Origin of the sequence: Stutzerimonas degradans, assembly GCF_024448505.1 — a bacterium.
Taxonomy (GTDB): Bacteria; Pseudomonadota; Gammaproteobacteria; order Pseudomonadales; family Pseudomonadaceae; genus Stutzerimonas; species Stutzerimonas degradans.
Genome location: NZ_JAMOHV010000017.1, coordinates 1 through 16,516 on the forward strand (window position 1 = coordinate 1; position 16,516 = coordinate 16,516).

A 16,516-nucleotide genomic window follows, 5' to 3' on the forward strand; every position below is an offset into this window, starting at 1 on the left:
GTGTGCGTCAAGCGCTTTGTGCGCTCATGTCTCAACCCAACTGAGACCATGGGGGCGATTCCCCCTTGCGGAGTTTCATTCGCCCCGAAAACCCATCGGCTTTACACTGCCGCCTTTGTTATTGCTTTGGCCATGCCATGTCAGAACTCGACTCCGAACAGCTGGACCTCCTCCTTTTTCCTACCTGGCTCGTTCCGGTCGAGCCGGCGGGCGTAATTCTGCGAGAGCATGGCCTGGGTATTCGCGACGGGCGCATCGCCTTGATCGCTCCTCGGCTGGACGCTAACAAGCATGCAGCGAAATGCGTTCTGGAGCTGCCTGACATGCTTCTGGCACCAGGGCTGATTAATGCGCATGGGCACGCAGCGATGACCTTGTTTCGCGGACTTGCTGACGACCTTCCGTTCAAGAATTGGCTGCACGACCACATCTGGCCGGCGGAAAATCGCTGGGTTGACGAAGCCTTCATTCAGACCGGCACGGAACTGGCGATTGCCGAGCAACTGCTAGGCGGTATCACCTGCTTTTCGGACATGTATTTCTTTCCAGATGTCGCCAGTGAAGTTGCACATAGATGTGGGATGCGAGCTCAGATCACCGTTCCGGTAATGGACTTCCCCGTTCCGGGAGCCCGCGACGCAGGCGAAGCGTTGCGCAAGGGCGTCGCTCTTTTCGACGATCTCAAGCACCATCCGAGGATTAGCATTGCGTTCGGCCCGCACGCCCCCTATTCCGTCAGCGACGACAGTCTGGAAAAAATGCACATCCTCGTCGCGGAGACGGACGCAGGCATTCATATGCACGTTCATGAAACTGCGTCGGAGATTTACGAAGCCTTGCAGCAACACGGCCAACGACCCCTAGCCCGCTTGGCAAAAAGGCAACTTCTAGGACCGCGCTTTCAGGCTGTACATATGACGCAGGTCGACGACGAAGATCTCGCCCTCCTCGTCGAGCATAATTGCAGCGTCATTCATTGCCCCGAATCGAACCTGAAACTGGCAAGCGGATTCTGTCCGGTAGAACGGCTCTGGGCCGCCGGCGTGAATGTAGCGATTGGCACAGACGGCGCAGCAAGCAACAACGATCTCGATCTGCTGGGCGAAACCCGCACCGCGGCGCTTCTTGCCAAAGCCGTCGCCGGATCGGCCAGTGCACTGGACGCACATCGAGCCTTGCGCATGGCGACCTTGAATGGCGCCCGGGCGTTGGGGCTGGACGAGCATACGGGTTCGCTGGAAGTCGGCAAGTTCGCTGATCTGGTGGCATTCGATCTTTCAGGCCTGGCGCAACAACCCGTTTACGATCCGGTGTCACAGCTTATCTATACCTGCGGCCGAGACTGCGTTCGCCATGTTTGGGTAGCAGGAAAGCAACTGCTCACCGATCGTCGATTGACCCGCATCGATCAGGACCAACTGATGGCGAACGTGCGCCAGTGGAGCACGAAGATACGCGATGGGAAAAAGCCCTGACTCTTCCTACCAGAACACTGCGCCACTGCGACAAACTGCCCCACGAGAGAGAACATTACCTCTCTCCTTTATCGGACTGAGGCTGGCAACATGAGCGATTGCAGCTCAAGCTTCACCTCAAGATCTTAAACGGAACAGACCATGAGCAACGTCGACAACGCCGAAATCGCCAAATTCGAAGCACTCGCCCATCGCTGGTGGGATCGTGAAAGCGAATTCAAGCCGCTGCACGAAATCAATCCACTACGCGTCAACTGGATCGACGAGCACGTCGCCTTGGCCGGCAAGAAAGTGCTCGATGTCGGTTGCGGCGGAGGGATTCTCAGCGAAGCGATGGCTCAGCGCGGCGCCCAGGTTACGGGTATCGACATGGGCGAAGCACCGCTTTCCGTGGCGCGCCTGCACCTGCTGGAGTCGGGACTGGAGATCGATTACCGGCAAATCACTGCCGAAGACATGGCTACGCAATGCCCCGAACAGTTCGATGTCGTAACCTGCCTGGAGATGCTGGAACACGTGCCGGACCCGGCCTCGGTAATTCGCGCCTGCTGCGCGCTGGTCAAACCCGGTGGCCAAGTGTTTTTCTCGACCATCAACCGCAACCCGAAAGCCTATGCGCTCGCTATCGTCGGGGCGGAGTACCTGCTGCAACTGCTGCCGCGCGGCACGCACGATTTCAAGAAATTTATCCGGCCGTCGGAGCTGGGCGCCTGGAGCCGCGATGCCGGCTTGGCAGTCAAGGATATCGTCGGTCTCACCTACAATCCGCTAACCAAGTTCTACAAGCTGTCGGCGGATGTCGATGTCAATTATATGGTTCAGACCATCAAGGAGGCTTGATGCGCCTGCGCGCCGTTTTATTCGATATGGACGGAACGCTGCTCGATACCGCCCCTGACTTCATCGCCGTTGCCCAAGCCATGCGACTGGCGCGCGGCCTGACTCCGGTCGCGAATCAGCAGATACGCGATGTGGTTTCTGGCGGCGCCCGGGCGATGGTACTGAGTGCATTCGACGTCGACCCCATGTCAGACGAGTTCGAAACGCTGCGTCTGGAGTTTCTCGAGCGCTACCAATCGCATTGCGCGGTGTACAGCCGCCTGTATGACGGGATGGAGCAACTGCTTAAGGACATCGAGCAAGCGAAGCTCATCTGGGGCGTGGTGACTAACAAGCCGTTGCGTTTTGCCGAACCGATCATGCAGCAGCTCGGGCTCGCTTCGCGCTCCTCGGTGCTGGTCTGTCCCGACCATGTCAGTCGCAGCAAGCCTGATCCAGAGCCGATGCTGCTCGCTTGCAGGAAGCTGCAGCTCGACCCGTCTACCGTGCTCTTCGTCGGCGACGATCTGCGCGATATCGAATCGGGGCGCGCCGCCGGAAGCAAGACTGCCGCGGTGCGTTACGGCTACATCCACCCGGACGACAACCCAGGCCTGTGGGGGGCCGACGTGGTGGTGGACAACCCGCTTGAACTGCGCTCCGTGCTTGACCGGGCACTGTGCAGCTGCTGAGCCGTTAGCGCTTTGCGTCCAGACTTCTGAAACAAGAGAGACTTTTCATGTTTGACTACACCGCCCGCCCCGACCTTCTCGCGGGCCGAATCATCATGGTGACCGGCGCTGGCCGGGGGATCGGCGAAGCGGCCGCGAAGGCTTACGCTGCTCATGGCGCAACGGTGTTGCTGCTGGGCAAGAACGAAGACAACCTCAACCGCGTTTACGACGATATCGAGGCAGCGGGTTACCCACGTCCGGCAGTCATTCCGTTCAACCTCGAGACGGCATTGCCGCACCAGTACGACGAACTCGCCGCAATGATCGAGCGAGAGTTCGGTCGTCTGGACGGCCTGCTGCACAACGCTGCCATTGTCGGCCCACGTACACCGCTGGAGCAGCTCTCAGGCGACAACTTCATGCGCGTGATGCAGGTGAACGTGAACGCAATGTTCATGCTCACCAGCACGCTGCTGCCGCTGCTCAGGCTATCGGCGGATGCGTCGGTCATCTTCACTTCCAGCAGCGTCGGTCGTAAGGGCCGCGCATACTGGGGCGCGTACGCAGTGTCGAAGTTCGCCACTGAAGGGCTGATGCAGGTTCTGGCCGACGAACTCGATGGCACCGCCTCAATTCGCGCCAACAGTGTGAACCCGGGGGCCACACGCACCGATATGCGCGCCAAGGCCTACCCAGGGGAGAATCCGCTGGTCAATCCGTTACCACAGGACATCATGCCGGTCTATCTGTATCTCATGGGTCCCGATAGCGCAGGCATCAACGGCCAGGCATTGAACGCCCAATAACCGAAGCCGCAAAGAGAAACGGGGTGCACCGCATGCGGGCACCCCGTTTTTTGTTAGCGAAGAAGGGAAAATCACTCGCCGGGCCTCGCCACCGCTAGGTGATGCAAGGCTCGGCGGTGCGTTCACGAGCTACGCAGCTGCTCGTCGGCGAGGAAATCCTCCTCCAGCAGCGCATCCTGCATGCCGGCGCCGCCTTCATTTCCTTGTGGCTGGGTGACGGCACGCTTGCTACGCAGCTTGCCGAACTGATGGCTCAGCGCGTTGCCTAGCTTATCGATCGCACCGTCGATGGCCAGCTCCAGCGACTCGGCCTTGTGGGTCACGGAAATCGGCTGCTGCCCTTTCGGGCGTGCCTCGATCTGGCAGCGTTTGTCATGCGCGCCGGCTTTCTCGCCGTTTTCGTCGTTGAGATGCACGACGATTCGGGTCAGTTCGTCGTCGAAACGCTCCAGCTTGCTGGCGACACTGGCACTCACCCAGTCGACTAACCGGGCACTGCCTTCGATGTGGTTATCGCTATGAACCTGGATTTGCATACGTCGTCCTTACTTCCGCTTCGTGAAGGCCATCTTTTCAGATGGCTTGAGACAAGCTATGCCACCGTTGCCGTTTTTAAGCAACGGGGAAATCAGCGCAGCCGTGAAAAGAGCCTGATGACTGCCGACACGGCTCTGCCGTTTAGCAGCGCGATGCGGGCAATTACCCGATGATGGCGAGCGTTCGTCGCCGGCCCCGCTTCTGGAGGGGCCGCATCGAAAACCAGCCAAACCACGCATCGTTTTCAGGCCGCCTCGGGAAATAGCCGCAAGCCGTGATCAAGACATTGATCTACCAGCCATTTTCCATGCGCAAGGGAAAGACGCTGGGCCTTGTCCAGCTCCGCCATGAAGGCGTGCTCGACGGGCAGGGACATGCGGCGGGTAGCATGACCCGACGGGTCGCTGATTCGGCAACCGCCGGCCCAAGGCGTCGGCGAACCGGGATACTCCATCACATCGGCAATGATGTGATAGCCACGGTAGGTGCATTGCATCGTGCTCATGATCGGTACCTCGCAGTCTCGAAGGCATCCATCAGGACGATACGACTGTTCGACAGCAACAAAAGCCCCGCTGGAGTACCAAGCATCCATCCGGCATGCAATCCGAGAACGGATCCTAGCGGATGTGTTCGACAGGCTGCGCGCCTCACCACGGCAATGCAATGTGCGACCGACGAAGGGCGCCTCAGCCATCCAGCGACGGGCCAATCAATTCCGCCAGCTGGTCATAAACGCCCGGACCGGCCACCAGATAAGGATTGCCATCGAGCAAGCCATCGTTGCGAAAGAAGTCGTTGACCCGTCCGCCAGCTTCCGTCACAAGCACAAGGCCGGCCACGCAGTCCCAACTTTTGAGCTGCGTTTCGTAGTAGCCGATCAAGCGCCCGGCGGCGACATAGGCCGTCATCAGCGCACCGGAACCGTTGCGGATGAACATGCCGCCCGCCTCCAGCAGCTTTTGCAGAAAGGGGATGAAATGCTCCTTGCCGCGCGGATGAAAGGTTCCGGTCCCCGTCAACCCCTCACGCACATGTCGCGCCTGACTGACAGCGAGCGGCGTGTCATTGACGAAGGCACCGCTGCCCTTGCAACCGTGGAACAGCTCGCGGTGATTCGGATCGGCGATGGCACCGAGGTACGGCTCGCCGTCGACCAGCAGGCCGACGGACACACACCAGTTATGCAGCCCATTGACGAAGCAGGCGGTGCCATCGATAGGATCGATGACCCAGACGCAGCGTGCATTGAGATCGGCGGAGCCACTCTCCTCGCCGAGAAAGCCATCCTCGGGGAAATGCTCGCTCAGCTGCGCACGAATGAAGGCTTCGATCTGCTTGTCGGCAATGCTGACCACGTCCTGTCGGTCATCCCCCTTGTGCTCTACCGTTAGATCGTTGCGTTGCTGATAGAACTCCATGCCCATTTGCGCTGCCTGCTGTGCCACGCTTTTCGCCCAGGCATAACGCGCCTCGATATCGAGCGTGGTGCCGGTGGAAGAAGCCATCGCAAAATCCTCAGAAGCCGAAGTGAAGGCGGGATTCTAAAGACAGGCAGCGCTCGGGCCTACCGCATCCCAGATATTTCAAGTAGCCCTTATAAGCAACATTTGAATATGTAGCCAATTAGGGCTACTTTCTGACAGGTAGCGTATGTACACAACGGAGCGACTCGTGAACCTGAAGGCTGTCCTGACCGGAGATCTCATCGACTCACGCTCGATGCGCGCCCCCAACGTATTCATCGCTCAGCTAAAGATTTTGCTCAGCGAACTCGGCGAGCACTTTGACGCCCAGGTCGAAACCTTCCGCGGCGATGGCTTTCAGGTTGTCATGCGCCATGCGCAGGACGTGTTCGACTGCGCGGTGGCGATACGCGCCGGCCTGCTTGCCGCCAGCGCGCCAGGCGAGCGCTGGGATGCGCGGCTGGCCTTGGGCATCAGCCAGGACAACACCGCGGCGCAGCCCTACAGCGAAGCCTTCGTTCTCTCCGGCAGGGGGTTGGATGGCATGAAAAAAGAGACGTTCTGCATCTTCAGCGACGAGCCCGGGCTCCAGCGCTGCACCGAGTTGCCGACCGCGTTTCTCGCCGCACTTATTGATCGCTGGACCCCCGTGGAAGCGCAGACCTATTTCCTGCATCTGGTCCAAGGTCGCGACCAGCAGAGCATCGCCGAGCAGCTGGGCAAATCCCGCGTGACGGTGACCAAGGCCCTGCAACGCGCCGACGCGCGCCTGGTGGATCGCTATCTGGCCTGCACTCGCGGCTGGGTCGAGGAGCTGCAGCATGCCTGACTCGACGACGCTGCTGCTGGCGCTACTGCTCGGACACGTCGCCGTGGATTTCCTGCTGCCACTGCGCCAGCGTATTCGGACTCACACGCCAGCCTGGCGCAGCCCGGCGCTCTATCTTCTGGCATTTGCCCAAGGACTCGCGGCGCTGGTGATATTCGCCATGCTGCGCGGCGGACTGGCGTTCGCCTGCGGTGCGGCCCTGGTATTGGCGTCGGGTCGCCTGCTGACCGCCGGCTGGGCGGCCAGCCGAGGTCCTCGCACTGCCGCCACGCTCCTTCTGGAACATGGCGTGCAGGTGGTACTGGTGCTAGCGCTCTGGCTATCCAGCGAACGACTGTGGACTTCGTTCCCGACCTTCCTGCAGGCGCAGGCCAGCACCCATCACCTGTCGATCCTGCTGACCTATCTGGTGGCCTTCAAACCAGCCTCGGCGTTGATCGGCGCCCTGCTCAAGCCCTGGCAGGAGCGCCTAGGCACTGACGATTCACTGGTCAACGGCGGCGCGTTCGTCGGCTATCTGGAACGTGGCCTGATCGTGACCTTCGTGCTGCTGGACCAATGGCAGGCGATCGGCTTTTTGCTGACTGCCAAGAGCATCCTGCGCTTCAACGAATTGAAGGGCCGCAACAACCGCCAGCGCAGCGAATACGTACTGCTGGGTACGCTGTTGAGCTTTTCGCTAAGTATCGCGCTGGGGCTGGCCGTAGCGCTTACACAGGATGCATAAGCGTGCCGGAGGTCACGGCGCGTTGTGTTCGTGCAGGCGCACGTTGAGCTCATCGACGATCGGCGCCCACTCCGCGTCCTCCAGCAATTCGCCCTTGAGGAATGCCGCTTGCGACTCGTTCCAGAACGGCGCCTCGGACACCTTCACCTCGTTGGGCAGCGGCGCATGCTGGGCGATGAACGCGTCGATACTGGCCGGATCGGAGTCCAGCCCCAGTTGTTCGAACAGGGTACCGAGGTCTTTATTGGGCAGTTCCATGAAATTCTCCGCATCGATGGCGCAGGCGATCATGCGCGCGCCGTTGCAGATAAGAGGCCGTTGCAAGCGATGCAGTTCCACCACGTTTCCCCGGCACGATGGCATAGCGCACTCCACGACCGCCCTCCTCCCTGCCTCCAGCTACAGCGCCGACAGCGCGCGGTATTCGTCCTGAGCGAGCTGATCGGTCATGCCGCTGACAAGGTCCTGCAGCAGACGGCTGCGGTAGTAGAACTCCCACAGCGGAAAGTCCGGCGAAGCCTGCGGCACATCCTTCAGCGCCTCGTGATAGGCCTTGACCAGCTGATCGGGCAGGCGACGGGCAAGCATCTGCAGTTGCGGCTCGCGCCGACAGTCGCCGGCGGCCAGCGCACGGAAGGTCGCCGGCGCAACCCGTAGCAACGCGCCATAGCCATCCAACAGTCCCTGGAGGATGCGATAGCCCTGCAGTTGCAGTGTTTCCACTTCGCGATGGCAGAACACCCGATCCATCGCCACGTCCTTGAAGGTCTGCACGATGGCGTTCGGCAGGCTGCGATCCTCCAGCAACGCTCGATCCAGCGTGCCGTGATAGATCGCTTCGATGTTGTCGATGAACTGCCGCGCGGCGTGCTGTACCAGCGGGTGAATCATCGTCACCCGCAGCCAGATGAAGAATTCGCCGGTCTTGTTGATCGGCTCACGCCCGGCGCGCTCCAGTGCGTAGCCAACCATGCTGCGGAAGCTGCGCTCGGCACCGGGAATCGGCTCATCCAGCGCACCATGCTCGGCGAACTTGACCAGTAACAGCTGCGCCAACTGCTCGATGGTGAAGATGCCCTTCTCCACCGAGTCCTCGATATCGGCCAAGCAGTAGGCGATGTCATCCGCGGCCTCCATGATGTAGGCGAGCGGATGGCGGCTACCGGGTTGCAAGTCGAGCACCTGCTGCAATTGCTCGATGAACGGCTGCTCCGACAGGTAGAAACCGGGCTTTTTCTGCAGATAAGCGCCGGGGCTGCCTCGCGGCGGACGCTCGGCATACGCGGCACGCACGTACTTGAGCAGTCCGGCGGTCTGGGTATAGGTCAGATTCAACCGCAACAGACTCACTACCAGACGGATCGCCTGAGCGTTGCCCTCGAAGCGCTTGAGGTCGGCCAGCATGCGCGCGCGTAGCTCGGCATCGCCTTGCCCATGCGGCACCGCGGCGGCAAACAGCTCGTCGAGGTGACGTGCGAACCATTCGCCGATCGCGAATTCGCCGAAATGGCCGAAGGGTGGATTGCCGATGTCGTGCATCAGGCAGGCCATCTCCACCAGGGTCTGCAGCACGTTTTCCAGCCCATCCAGACCGTAGTCCGAGGCTCTGGCACCCAGTTGCTTGTACAGCGTGCGGACGATGAACCGGCCGGTCTGCTGCACCTCCAGCGAATGCGTGAGGCGGCTGCGCACCGCGGCGTTGCGCTCCAGCGGAAAGACCTGCGTCTTCTGCTGCAGCCGACGCACGGCAGCGGAATTGATGATACGGCCACGATCGCTTTCCAGCTGATCGAGGATTGCAGCAATGTCGCCGTCGCTCGCCTTCATGCCGGCCTCGACCCTGCCGTAGGGACGTTGGCGGGAAATCTTTTCCTTGAAATCAACCGGCATAGCTCGCACTCGCGCAACGGAAAGCGCCGAGCCTAACGCGCTGTCGCCGCGATACCAAGCGTGGGGCTGGCATTGGCGCACGGGCTCTGCTATCCAGTCGCCCAAATCGACAGGAGGCCCCATGAAACGAGCGGATCTCCATCAGCAGAACGCAGCACGCGCCCAGGCCGAAGCACAGCGACTGCTCGACCAGCACGCTACGCTGGGTGCGCAATGGCTCGCTTGGGTCGCGACCGAGCTTTATCGGCTCAGTCCCGCCGAATACGCCTCGATGGTCCGTCGCGAACTCGAGCGGCTCAGCCGCGAACCCGAGAATGAGCGCAGCCGCCCGTCTCGCTGAACAGGCTGCCTGACGACAGCGGGTCCATACTGTTTAGGCAGGCAGGCGCGGTTCGACCATTCGCCCCGTCCCGCCGAGTCGAAGTACCCAGCCACTTACCGTCCGAGGTGAACATCATGAGCAAGGGTATGGATACGAAGAAGCAGGCCAAGAAGAAGCCGCTAAAAACCGCTCAGGAAAAACGCCTGGCCAAGCGCGCCAGGAAGAGCGGCTCCACGCTCCTGGGCAGCCACACCGCAACCCACTAGGCGACACTCCCGCCAGACACGCCCCGCACGCTGCGGGGCGTTCGGCCTCGGCGATCAGCATTACGAGCGCGCTCCGAGCGGACGCATGAGCCCGACCAGCCGCGCACCACCGACATTGACCAGCAACCCCAGCATGACCAGCAGGGCACCGGTCATCTGCAGCGCATCGAGGCGCTCGCCGAGCAACAGCACCGACGACGACAGTCCAACCACCGGCACCAGCAGCGAGAACGGCGCCACCTGGCTCGCCGGATAGCGCGACAACAGTCGACTCCACAGGCTGTAGCCAAGAATGGTCGCCCCGAACGACAGATAGGCCAGCACCAACAAGGACTTCAGGCCGAAGCCCTGCAGTGCGGTCTCGATGGCTACCGGCCCTTCCAGCCACCACGACAGCCCCAGAAACGGCAACGGTGGCACCAGGCTGCCCCACACCACCAGGCCAACCAGATTCACATCGCCAATCTTGCGCGTCACGACGTTGCCCAGCGCCCACATCGACGCTGCGCCGATGGTCAGCATGAAGCCAGCCAGCGTCATGCCCTGCCCGCTCTGCGCGCCGATCAGCGCCAGCCCGCCGGCGGCAACCAGCAATCCCAACAGATTGACGGAACGCACCCGCTCGCCCAGCAGCAGCGCGGCAAAGAACAGCGTGAAGAACGCCTGCGACTGCAGAACCAGCGAAGCCAGCCCGGCGGGCATGCCTACCTTCATTGCCGAGAACAGGAACGCGAACTGTCCCAGTGAAATGGTCAGGCCATAGGCCAACAACCAGCGCAACGGCACCCGCGGCGGCCTGATGAAGAAAACCGCCGGCAACGCCGCCAGCAAAAAGCGCAACGCCCCAAGCAGCATGGGCGGCACATCTTGCAACCCCACCATGATGACGACGAAGTTCAAGCCCCAGACCACGATCACGACCAGAGCGAGCAACAGATCTCTCGGCGACATGACACCCCACCCCGCATCGGGTAAAGAATCATTAGAGCCGCTGTCCGGCCGGGCCTCTCCGTACAGTGAACAGGCATTTCGTCGATACAGTTCGCCGCCATTCGCCGCATACAGATGCCGCCGGAACGGCGACCAGCTAGAATTCGCCGCTCGAACGACCTCACACGAGACAGGCTATGGGCGCACAGTGGAAAGCGAAACATAAGGAAGCGGCAGCGAACGCCAAAGGACGGATCTTCGGCAAGCTGTCGAAGGAAATCATGATTGCCGCCCGCAGCGGCGCCGACCCTGACATGAACCCCCGTCTGCGTCTGGTAGTCGAGCAGGCCAAGAAGGCCTCCATGCCCAAAGACACCCTGGAGCGTGCCATCAAGAAAGGCGCGGGGCTGAGCGGTGAGGTCGTCCATTACGAGCGCACCCTCTACGAAGGCTTCGCGCCGCATCAGGTTCCGCTGATCGTCGAGTGCCTCACCGACAACCTCAACCGCACCGTGGCGGAAATCCGCGTGCTGTTCCGCAAGGGCCAGCTGGGTTCCTCCGGTTCGGTGAGCTGGGATTTCGACCATGTTGGCATGATCGAGGCGGCCCCCGAAGGCGATGCCGATCCCGAAATGGCCGCCATCGAGGCCGGCGCACAGGATTTCGAAGCGGCAGATGAAGGTGCCACGCTGTTCATCACCGAGCCTACCGACCTCGATGCGGTGTGCAAGGCACTGCCGGAATTCGGCTTCACCGTGCAATCGGCACAGCTGGGCTATCGACCGAAAAATCCGGTCAGCCTGTCGGGAGCCGAGCTGGAGGAAGTCGAAGCGTTCCTCGAAGCCATCGATGCACACGACGATGTCCAGCATGTCTACGTCGGTCTGGCCGGCTGACGTACGACGCACCTTCACCGTGAACAGACTTCAGCGAGCGGACCAGCCATGAGCACGAACAAGCCAACCACGCCCTACAGCCAGCGCGAGCAGGGTTATCGGGAAAAGGCGTTGAAGATGTATCCCTGGGTCTGCGGACGTTGCGCGCGGGAGTTTTCCGGCAAGCGTCTCAGCGAGTTGACGGTCCATCACAAGGACCATAATCACGACAACAACCCGGAGGACGGTTCCAACTGGGAGCTGCTCTGCCTGTACTGTCACGATAACGAACATTCCCGCTATACGGACAATCAGTACCAGGCAGAGGCCCGCCCCGGCAGCGACCTGGGGCCAAAGGAAACCTTCAAGGCCTTCGCCAACCTGGCCGATCTGCTCAAGAGCAAGCAATGACGAAGGGCGGCCAAGCCGCCCGAGCCGTCACTTGACCAGCAGAACCGGAACGGTCACCTCGTGGATAACCCGGGTCGCCACGGAGCCCAGCACCAGTCCGGTGAAACTGCCCAGCCCGCGCGTCCCCATCACCACGGTATCGCAACCCAAACGCTTGACCGCATCGTTGATCTGCTCGGAGACGTTGCCAAGCACCGCATGGGTTGCATAGGTGATTCCGGCAGCCTTCAGCTTCTGTGCGGCCTCGTCGAGCACTTCCTGAGCTTGCGCCATCAGGCCGGCGTTGAGATCGTCGATCAGGCTGGCGGTAACGTATTCGCCGTAAATGATGGGCTCGTGCTGGACATTCAGTACCTGCACCTGCAGCGGCAACGACGTATCGCGAACCAGATCGATCACATACTGCAGCGCGCGTTTGGCGTTTTCCGAACCATCGAATGCAAGCAGAATATTGCGCATAGACACCTCCCTTGTTGAGTGAACTTGAGCATAGCCCAGCAGCATGACAGCGGCTCGCCACCATCGAGGCTGTCTTGATCTGGCGCAAGCAGGCATCATTTCAGGCTAATCACGCGACGCGGAGGTAAGCATGACAACCCCTGAAACTCCCCCTTTCGGCACCGCCGACGCCTCGTTCCAGGCAGCGGGCGGCACTGCCGGCATCGAGCGGCTGGTAGATGATTTCTATCACGCCATGAATCAACTCCCACAGGCAGCGGGTATTCGCGCCATGTACCCCGAAGACCTGACATTGCCACGCGAGAAACTGGCCGCGTTCCTCAGCGGCTGGCTGGGCGGGCCGCGTCACTATGCGCAAAAATTCGGTCCGATCAGCATTCCGCAATTCCATACACGTTGGGAGGTCGGCGACGCCGAGCGCGACGCCTGGCTCGACTGCATGGCCTACGCCATTGCACGACAGCCCTATTCCGCCGAATTCGCCGAATACCTGCTCCGACAGCTGCGCGTACCCGCCCAGCGTATTCTCCAGGCGCAGCCAGCGCATGGCTGCCCAGGCACACGGCAATAACGCAGCGCAGCTTCACGATGCAGCTTCGTCAGGCTTCGATACAGATGACTCGAACGCTAGACTAGGCGGTCTCGAACACCAGCGGACGGCCATGTCAGCCCTAGAATTCCTGCAGCTCTCTGCCGCGCAGCACCCCCTGATCGTGAAGTTCTACCGCACCCATCACAGTCGCAACCGGGTTCGACCACAGGCGCGATGCTGGGTTGTGCGGCGACGAGGCGAGATCATTGGTGGGCTGTGCCTGACACCCGTGGCGTACGGGCATTTCCTGACCGGCCTGCTGATCGCTCCAGATGAGCGCAACCAGGGCATCGGCGCACAATTGATGCGGCAGGCGCTGAAGGACATCCAGCAGCCGATCTGGCTGTTCTGCCAGCCACGTCTTTATGCTTTTTATGCACGTCTCGGGTTCACCCTAGCCAGCACCTTGCCCGAAGCGCTGGCCGACCGGCTGGCACGCTACCAGCGAACCAAAACATTGATTGCTCTTCAACGCAACGCCCGGATGGCCACCTTGCCCAGACCAACGCTGACGATATCCATTGCCTGCCTGTTCGACGACTCTGGCCGCATCCTCGTCGTGCGCAAGCGCGGCAGCGTCTATTTCATGTTGCCCGGCGGCAAGTCGGAGCCAGGTGAAACACCCATCCAGACGCTGCAACGGGAACTGTGGGAAGAGCTGGGGTTGCAGCTGGCTGAAAGCGAGTTCCAGTCGCTCGGTCATCATTCAGCGCCAGCCGCGAATGAGCCGGGACACTGGGTCGAAGCGGAGGTGTTCCAAGCGTCCCTTACCCAGGCCGTAAAGGTGCAGGCGGAACTGGAGGAGTTGGACTGGCTGGGCTTGCCACCTGCGCGTACCGAGCATCTGGCACCGCTGCTGCGTGAAAAAATTCTACCGCTCCTGCTGGAGCGCGAAGACCAGCTCTCGCTGCGCTTTACACAACCTGCAGCGACTGATTAAAGAACTGCCGTCAAACCTGATCGGCGCGACTGCGCTTGCGGCAAGCCGTGGGTTCGACACTGCGCTACTTTTTTTCGGGCAAAAAAAGGGGCGGGAGTTTATCCCCGCCCGTCTTCTTCCCTGCTCCCTGTCGTCCATCATCTTCCTGATGAAATCGCTCCGCGATTATTCCTTGGCCCTCATCCCTGCTGACCCGTGCTTATCCATAAGCACGAAGGGGATATTAATGACTTTAAGGGCGTCGACAACTCGCAGAGGTTCGCGCACCGGCGACATTCAACGCTTCGCGCCCTGAAAAAATTTCTTTTAAATCAGATAGATAAGAACAGTCTTGACCGACTCGGAGAAAATGCAGCAGCGTGATTTCACGCTTCTCCTACAGTTCTTGTAAGTAAATGCTTACAAAAGAAAGCGACATGCAGGAAATTTTCGACGCCCCCGATTAATTCCATCGACCGTTAACCGTTAAAACCGCAAAGGGGCATCACGGCGCAGGCCAGCGCATCGGCCCGGCAGAGTGGCCGGGCCGACAGCGGGGAACTCCCTACTGGAACAGCGCGTCGCTAGAAAGACCGTTGCGCTCCAAAATCTCGCGCAACCGCCGCAACGCTTCGACTTGAATTTGCCGAACGCGCTCGCGCGTCAGGCCAATCTCCTGCCCGACCTCCTCCAGCGTGCAACTCTCATGACCGCGCAGCCCGAAACGACGGACGACCACTTCACGCTGCTTTTCGGTCAGATCGGAAAGCCACTGGTCGATGCTGGCCGACAGGTCGTCATCGAGAAGCAGCTCGCAGGGATCGCTCGGTTTGTCATCCGTCAAGGTGTCGAGCAAGGTTTTGTCGGTATCCGGCCCAAGCGACACGTCTACCGAGGTAACGCGCTCATTGAGTCCGAGCATGCGCTTCACCTCGGCCACCGGCTTCTCCAGCAGGTTGGCGATTTCTTCGGGGCTGGGCTCGTGATCAAGCTTCTGGGTCAGCTCTCTGGCCGCGCGCAGGTAGACGTTGAGCTCTTTGACCACATGAATCGGCAGGCGGATGGTGCGGGTCTGGTTCATGATCGCCCGCTCGATCGTCTGCCGAATCCACCAGGTGGCATAGGTCGAGAAGCGGAAACCACGCTCGGGATCGAACTTCTCGACCGCGCGGATCAGGCCCAGGTTGCCCTCCTCTACCAGATCGAGCAGCGACAGGCCGCGATTGACGTAACGTCGGGCGATCTTGACGACCAGTCGCAGGTTGCTTTCGATCATGCGCTTGCGCCCCGCCGGATCGCCCTTGCGCGCCAGGCGGGCGAAATGAACTTCTTCTTCGGGGGTCAGGAGGGGGGAAAAACCGATTTCGTTGAGATACAACTGCGTGGCGTCGAGCGCGCGGTTGTAATCGATGAACTTGTGTTGCTTGCTGGCCGCGAGCTTGCCTTTGCTACTCGCGGGACTTCGATGCGCCTCGCCAACCGTCTCGAAGTCCAGGGTGGGTTCCATGAGCAGAACCTCGTCGTCAACGTCAAACTCCAGCGCTTTTTTTTCGAGTGCCATTTTTATTGTCCCGTTCTGAGTTCGACAACGGGCTCAGGCGACGCGCGATCCTTGGCGAAACCAGAGCCCATCCTACGTGGAACGGGTGGCCGTCAGGTCAACGCCTTGGCAGGTACTGCATGGGGTCTACGGGTTTGCCCTGACGGCGGATCTCGAAATGCAGCTTTACGCGGTCGGTGCCCGTCGAACCCATCTCGGCAATGCTCTGCCCAGCTTTGACTTGTTGACCCTCCCGAACCAGCAGCCTGCGGTTGTGGCCGTAGGCGCTCACATAGGTATCGTTGTGCTTGATGATCACAAGTTCGCCGTAACCCCGTAAACCACTACCGGCGTACACAACAGTCCCATCAGAAGCAGCCAAAACAGGCTGGCCTAATTGCCCAGCGATATCAACGCCTTTATTCAAACTCCCGTTTGAGGAAAAACGCCCGATGATCTGACCGTTCGTTGGCCATGCCCAGCCGCTGGCCGAACGTGCCACCGGAGTGACCTTCGTGGCCGGCACCGGTTGGGTGGGTGCCTTGCTGAGTGTTGGCGGCGACTGCTGAGGGACGGGCGTTGCGACAACGGCAGGCGGCACGGTCTTGGACGCTGGCGCTGGCGTTGGCGCGCTTCGGGGTGTCGGGGCACTGGCCACGGGGGTGTTCGCACCCCGGTCGAAACGGATGCGTTGCCCTGGATGAATGACATAAGGCGGCTGAATTCCGTTTGCGCGGGCCAGTGCGCGCCAATCCCAACCGTAGCGACCGGCGATCGACGACAGCGTGTCGCCGCGACGCACCGTGTGATAGCCGCTGGTAACGGCCGGACGGCCGTTACGGTCCACCACCTGCACGCCTCCCTGCTGGGGTGTCGAACAGCCGGTCAGCAACCAGCCAGCCAACAGCACACCAGGCACGAAACGGAACAAGGGATCGCGAATCAACCGCTGAATGGCTGTGAGCCTCAATGCTCGCTC

Annotated in this window: 21 protein-coding genes; 12 read left to right on the forward strand and 9 right to left on the reverse strand. The window is 60.9% G+C overall.

The window, feature by feature from the left end; translation table 11 throughout:
• Positions 1 to 137 precede the first annotated feature (137 nt).
• From NAV27_RS17620 to NAV27_RS17635, 4 genes are all read left to right on the forward strand, one after another.
• Positions 138 to 1,475, forward strand: a complete 1,338-nt coding sequence (locus NAV27_RS17620; protein ID WP_102829490.1) for a TRZ/ATZ family hydrolase — start codon at positions 138 to 140, stop codon at positions 1,473 to 1,475.
• A gap of 141 nt (positions 1,476 to 1,616) precedes the next feature.
• Complete coding sequence (gene ubiG, locus NAV27_RS17625) at positions 1,617 to 2,315, forward strand: bifunctional 2-polyprenyl-6-hydroxyphenol methylase/3-demethylubiquinol 3-O-methyltransferase UbiG (RefSeq protein WP_043296454.1); 699 nt, start codon at positions 1,617 to 1,619, stop codon at positions 2,313 to 2,315.
• Positions 2,315 to 2,986 (forward strand): N-acetylmuramic acid 6-phosphate phosphatase MupP, encoded by a 672-nt coding sequence (mupP, locus tag NAV27_RS17630; RefSeq protein WP_102829489.1) that lies wholly within the window; start codon positions 2,315 to 2,317, stop codon positions 2,984 to 2,986. The genes ubiG and mupP overlap by 1 nt, the downstream gene beginning before the upstream one ends.
• A 47-nt stretch (positions 2,987 to 3,033) precedes the next feature.
• Positions 3,034 to 3,774 carry a YciK family oxidoreductase gene (locus NAV27_RS17635; protein ID WP_043296458.1) on the forward strand — a complete coding sequence of 247 codons (741 nt, stop codon included), beginning with the start codon at positions 3,034 to 3,036 and terminating at the stop codon, positions 3,772 to 3,774.
• Positions 3,775 to 3,896: 122 nt separating this feature from the next.
• On the opposite strand, the gene NAV27_RS17640 is transcribed toward NAV27_RS17635, so the two are convergent.
• The 3 genes from NAV27_RS17640 to NAV27_RS17650 form a co-directional block, all read right to left on the reverse strand.
• Positions 3,897 to 4,310 (reverse strand): HPF/RaiA family ribosome-associated protein, encoded by a 414-nt coding sequence (locus NAV27_RS17640; protein WP_043296461.1) that lies wholly within the window; start codon positions 4,308 to 4,310, stop codon positions 3,897 to 3,899.
• A 245-nt stretch (positions 4,311 to 4,555) separates the two neighbouring features.
• Positions 4,556 to 4,816 carry a hypothetical protein gene (locus NAV27_RS17645; RefSeq protein ID WP_043296463.1) on the reverse strand — a complete coding sequence of 87 codons (261 nt, stop codon included), beginning with the start codon at positions 4,814 to 4,816 and terminating at the stop codon, positions 4,556 to 4,558.
• Between the two features lie 184 nt (positions 4,817 to 5,000).
• Positions 5,001 to 5,819 carry an inositol monophosphatase family protein gene (locus NAV27_RS17650; RefSeq protein ID WP_077684002.1) on the reverse strand — a complete coding sequence of 273 codons (819 nt, stop codon included), beginning with the start codon at positions 5,817 to 5,819 and terminating at the stop codon, positions 5,001 to 5,003.
• 166 nt (positions 5,820 to 5,985) lie between these two features.
• Here NAV27_RS17650 and NAV27_RS17655 point away from each other — a divergent pair, with 166 nt between their 5' ends.
• Positions 5,986 to 6,606, forward strand: a complete 621-nt coding sequence (locus NAV27_RS17655; protein WP_054095292.1) for a sigma-70 region 4 domain-containing protein — start codon at positions 5,986 to 5,988, stop codon at positions 6,604 to 6,606.
• Positions 6,599 to 7,333 (forward strand): hypothetical protein, encoded by a 735-nt coding sequence (locus NAV27_RS17660; RefSeq protein WP_102829488.1) that lies wholly within the window; start codon positions 6,599 to 6,601, stop codon positions 7,331 to 7,333. The genes NAV27_RS17655 and NAV27_RS17660 overlap by 8 nt, the downstream gene beginning before the upstream one ends.
• Positions 7,334 to 7,345: 12 nt before the next feature.
• Here NAV27_RS17660 and NAV27_RS17665 read toward each other — a convergent pair whose 3' ends face one another.
• Both NAV27_RS17665 and dgt read right to left on the reverse strand, forming a co-directional pair.
• Positions 7,346 to 7,591 carry a DUF2789 domain-containing protein gene (locus tag NAV27_RS17665; RefSeq protein WP_043296704.1) on the reverse strand — a complete coding sequence of 82 codons (246 nt, stop codon included), beginning with the start codon at positions 7,589 to 7,591 and terminating at the stop codon, positions 7,346 to 7,348.
• Between the two features lie 141 nt (positions 7,592 to 7,732).
• Entirely contained in the window at positions 7,733 to 9,223 is a 1,491-nt protein-coding gene (dgt, locus tag NAV27_RS17670) for a dGTPase (RefSeq protein WP_102829487.1), read from the reverse strand.
• Positions 9,224 to 9,344: 121 nt separating this feature from the next.
• On the opposite strand from dgt, the gene NAV27_RS17675 reads away from it, so the two are divergent.
• Positions 9,345 to 9,563: a hypothetical protein gene (locus NAV27_RS17675; protein ID WP_102829486.1), complete on the forward strand. Its 219-nt coding sequence runs from the start codon at positions 9,345 to 9,347 to the stop codon at positions 9,561 to 9,563.
• A gap of 116 nt (positions 9,564 to 9,679) precedes the next feature.
• Positions 9,680 to 9,811, forward strand: a complete 132-nt coding sequence (locus tag NAV27_RS17680; protein WP_256055315.1) for a hypothetical protein — start codon at positions 9,680 to 9,682, stop codon at positions 9,809 to 9,811.
• A 60-nt stretch (positions 9,812 to 9,871) separates the two neighbouring features.
• Here the strand turns inward: NAV27_RS17680 and NAV27_RS17685 are convergent, their stop codons facing one another.
• Positions 9,872 to 10,762: an EamA family transporter gene (locus tag NAV27_RS17685; RefSeq protein WP_102829485.1), complete on the reverse strand. Its 891-nt coding sequence runs from the start codon at positions 10,760 to 10,762 to the stop codon at positions 9,872 to 9,874.
• Between the two features lie 176 nt (positions 10,763 to 10,938).
• Here NAV27_RS17685 and NAV27_RS17690 point away from each other — a divergent pair, with 176 nt between their 5' ends.
• Both NAV27_RS17690 and NAV27_RS17695 read left to right on the forward strand, forming a co-directional pair.
• Positions 10,939 to 11,637, forward strand: coding sequence for a YebC/PmpR family DNA-binding transcriptional regulator (locus NAV27_RS17690; RefSeq protein ID WP_008566919.1), 699 nt, complete (start codon positions 10,939 to 10,941; stop codon positions 11,635 to 11,637).
• A 48-nt stretch (positions 11,638 to 11,685) separates the two neighbouring features.
• Entirely contained in the window at positions 11,686 to 12,027 is a 342-nt protein-coding gene (locus tag NAV27_RS17695) for a YajD family HNH nuclease (RefSeq protein ID WP_102829484.1), read from the forward strand.
• 27 nt (positions 12,028 to 12,054) lie between these two features.
• Here the strand turns inward: NAV27_RS17695 and NAV27_RS17700 are convergent, their stop codons facing one another.
• Positions 12,055 to 12,486, reverse strand: a complete 432-nt coding sequence (locus NAV27_RS17700; RefSeq protein ID WP_102829483.1) for a universal stress protein — start codon at positions 12,484 to 12,486, stop codon at positions 12,055 to 12,057.
• 130 nt (positions 12,487 to 12,616) lie between these two features.
• Here NAV27_RS17700 and NAV27_RS17705 point away from each other — a divergent pair, with 130 nt between their 5' ends.
• A complete protein-coding gene (locus tag NAV27_RS17705) occupies positions 12,617 to 13,057 on the forward strand; it encodes a group II truncated hemoglobin (protein ID WP_102829482.1) in 441 nt (146 codons plus the stop codon).
• 91 nt (positions 13,058 to 13,148) lie between these two features.
• A complete protein-coding gene (locus NAV27_RS17710; RefSeq protein ID WP_102829481.1) occupies positions 13,149 to 14,018 on the forward strand; it encodes a GNAT family N-acetyltransferase in 870 nt (289 codons plus the stop codon).
• Between the two features lie 544 nt (positions 14,019 to 14,562).
• Here the strand turns inward: NAV27_RS17710 and rpoS are convergent.
• Together rpoS and NAV27_RS17720 are read right to left on the reverse strand one after the other, a co-directional pair.
• On the reverse strand, positions 14,563 to 15,558 hold the full coding sequence (rpoS, locus tag NAV27_RS17715) for an RNA polymerase sigma factor RpoS (RefSeq protein ID WP_102829480.1): 996 nt from the start codon (positions 15,556 to 15,558) through the stop codon (positions 14,563 to 14,565).
• 97 nt (positions 15,559 to 15,655) lie between these two features.
• Positions 15,656 to 16,507 (reverse strand): peptidoglycan DD-metalloendopeptidase family protein, encoded by an 852-nt coding sequence (locus NAV27_RS17720; RefSeq protein ID WP_180981459.1) that lies wholly within the window; start codon positions 16,505 to 16,507, stop codon positions 15,656 to 15,658.
• Between the last annotated feature and the right edge of the window lie 9 nt (positions 16,508 to 16,516).